2 protein-coding genes and 1 pseudogene are annotated in these 2363 nt (G+C 69.8%); all 3 read left to right on the forward strand.

The genetic code is table 11. The annotated features are described in order from the left end of the window. Positions 1 to 30 precede the first annotated feature (30 nt). The 3 genes and pseudogenes from istA to POD19_RS12540 all read left to right on the forward strand — a co-directional run bounded on the left by istA (position 31) and on the right by POD19_RS12540 (position 2233). Positions 31 to 1612, forward strand: a pseudogene (gene istA / locus POD19_RS12530) (IS21 family transposase). Then, the gene (locus POD19_RS12535) at positions 1609 to 2013 is read left to right on the forward strand and encodes an ATP-binding protein (protein WP_340309542.1); all 405 of its coding nucleotides are present in this window, start codon (positions 1609 to 1611) and stop codon (positions 2011 to 2013) included. The pseudogene istA and the gene POD19_RS12535 overlap by 4 nt, the downstream one beginning before the upstream one ends. Then, positions 1955 to 2233: an ATP-binding protein gene (locus POD19_RS12540; RefSeq protein WP_340309543.1), complete on the forward strand. Its 279-nt coding sequence runs from the start codon at positions 1955 to 1957 to the stop codon at positions 2231 to 2233. Before POD19_RS12535 ends, POD19_RS12540 begins: the two co-directional genes overlap by 59 nt. Positions 2234 to 2363 lie beyond the last annotated feature (130 nt).

The raw sequence follows: 2363 nt of genomic DNA on the forward strand, positions 1-2363 counted from the left end.
GAATCGAATCCAGCGAGGAAGAGGCCCTGAATGAAGGATGCCGCAGAAACCATGTCTCAGTGCCTATGACCTGACCAAGTCATTGCGGGGCGCCGCCGAGCTGGCCGGTTGCTCCCATCACACCGTGGCCCGGCTGGTGCGGGCCCGCGACGCCGGCCAGACCCCTGGATCCGGAGCCAGCCGCCCGAAGGTCACCGATGTCTGGCTGCCCAAGATCGAGGAATGGGTCGAGGCCTCCACGGGCAGGATCCGCGCCGATGTCGTGCACGCCAAGCTCACCGCAATGGGCTACACCGGCTCTGAGCGCTCCACCCGGAAGGCCGCCTGGCGGGCCGGGAAGCGCCGGGTGCACCGGCCCTGGATCACCGAGCCGGGCGCATGGCTGCAGTACGACTTCGGCGATGGGCCGGCGATCGACGGGGCCAAGACGGTGCTGTTCGTGGCCTGGCTGGCCTGGTCCCGCTACCAGATCGTCATCGCCCTGCGTGATAGGACGGCTCCGAGTGTGTTCGCCGCCCTGGACCGGTGCTTCCGGCTGATCGGGGCGCGCCGACCTATGTGCTGACGGATAACGAGAAGACAGTGACGGTCTCTCATGTGGCCGGGGTGCCGGTGCGTAACCAGGCCACCGTGGCGTTCGCTCGGCATTACGGCGTGGAGGTGCTGACCTGCCAGCCAGCGGATCCGGCCGCCAAGGGCGGGGTGGAGAACGCGGTGAAGCTGGCCAAGGCCGACCTGGTCCCGAAGGACACCAACCTGCGGGACCAGTACGCCTCGTTCGCTGAGCTCGAGGCCGCCTGCGCGGGGTTCATGGCCATGGTGAACTCCCGGGAGCAGCAGGTGACCCGGCGCCGCCCGGACCACATGCTCGCCGAGGAGACCAGCGCGTTGCATCGGATCCCCCGCCACGGCGCACACCGTGAACCTACGGGAGGTGGGACGGAAGGTGCCGGAGAACACGCCGATGGTCCCCTTCGAAAACGCCCAGTACCTCCCGGTGCCCTTGCACCTGCTCGAGGCCCGAGGTGTTCGTGCGCTATCACGGCACCGGACCGGACTCGATGGTGGTGATCATGCACGCCGGTGCGCAGGGGGCCGGTGGAGGTCGCCCGGCACCCGGTGGCCCGGCCCGGGTCCCCGGCCATCGACGATACGCACTTCCCCGGCAACGAGACGGACAAGGTGCCCGGGGACTCCACCCCGGTGCCCCCGTTCGGCGGCGGAGGCCGAGTTCCTGGCCATCGGGGCCGGGGCGAGGACCTGGCTGGTGGAGGCCGCCGCGGTCGGCGCCAGCCGGATCGGTCAGAAGATGGCCGAGGCCGTCACCCTGGCCAAGCTCGCCGGCACCGACCAGGTCGACCGCGCCCTCGGGGTGGCCGCGGTGCACCAACTCTTCGCCCACGGCGACCTGGCCTCCCTGCTCACCGCCGCCGGCCACCGCACCGGGATGCACACCGCCACCGAGGAACGGTCCCTGACCCGGGGCAGCACCGGCTGGGCCGGCCTCGGTACCTCCAACACCGAGGGGCAGCCCGGTGAGCATCCACACCCCGAACACCGCCGCACCGGCGCTGCGTGTTCTTTTGGAGGCGCTGTTGCGGCCTTCAAATGAAGATGCCCTTCGCCCGCGGTATCGCCGCCGAGGTACTGGCCACCGTCCGGGCCCAACGCTGGGAGCCGGTCGAGGTCCTCAAGGCCCTGCTGGTCGAGGAGACCACCGGTCGGGCCCGATCCATGCTCGCCGCCCGGCGCAAGGCCGCCGGGTTCCCCACCGGCAAGACCTTCACGACCTGGGATCCGGGCGCCTCCTCGATCCCGGCCCCGACCCAGCAGTCCCTGCGCACCCTGGAATGGCTCTCGCGCAGAGAGAACCTCGTGGTCTGCGGGCCCTCCGGCACCGGCAAGACCTTCTTCCTCGAGGCCCTGGGCCAGCAGGCCGTGGAGGAGGGCGCGGGTGGCCTGGTTCACCCTGGAGGACCTCGGGGCGATGATCCGGGCCCACCGGCCCGATGACACCATCACCAAAGCCGTCGCCCGAATCCTGCGCGCCGACCTGATCGTCATCGACGACATCGGCCTGCTGCCGGTCGCCGACGATGCCGCCGAGGGCCTCTACCGCATCGTGGACGCCGCCTACGAGAAACGCTCCGTAGCGATCAGCTCGAACCTGCACCCGGCCGGCTTCGACGAGCTGATGCCCAAGACCCTGGCCACCGCCACCGTGACCACCTGAACTGATCCCATCACGGTGGCCAGCACCACCACCCAAACGGGCAAACCAGCTGGCCACCAGTGGGCAGTTCTGATGGCCACCAGCGGGAAGAAACACTGGCCGCCTATGGGCAGAACTCAATGGCCCTTGA

The sequence above is a fragment of the Micrococcus sp. GPGPB33 genome (assembly GCF_037853785.1).
Lineage (GTDB): Bacteria > Actinomycetota > Actinomycetes > Actinomycetales > Micrococcaceae > Micrococcus > Micrococcus luteus.

Coding starts and splice junctions, on each gene's coding strand:
- POD19_RS12535 (WP_340309542.1), top strand. CDS start 1,609: ATGAAGATGCCCTTCGCCCGCGGTATCGCCGCCGAGGTACTGGCCACC.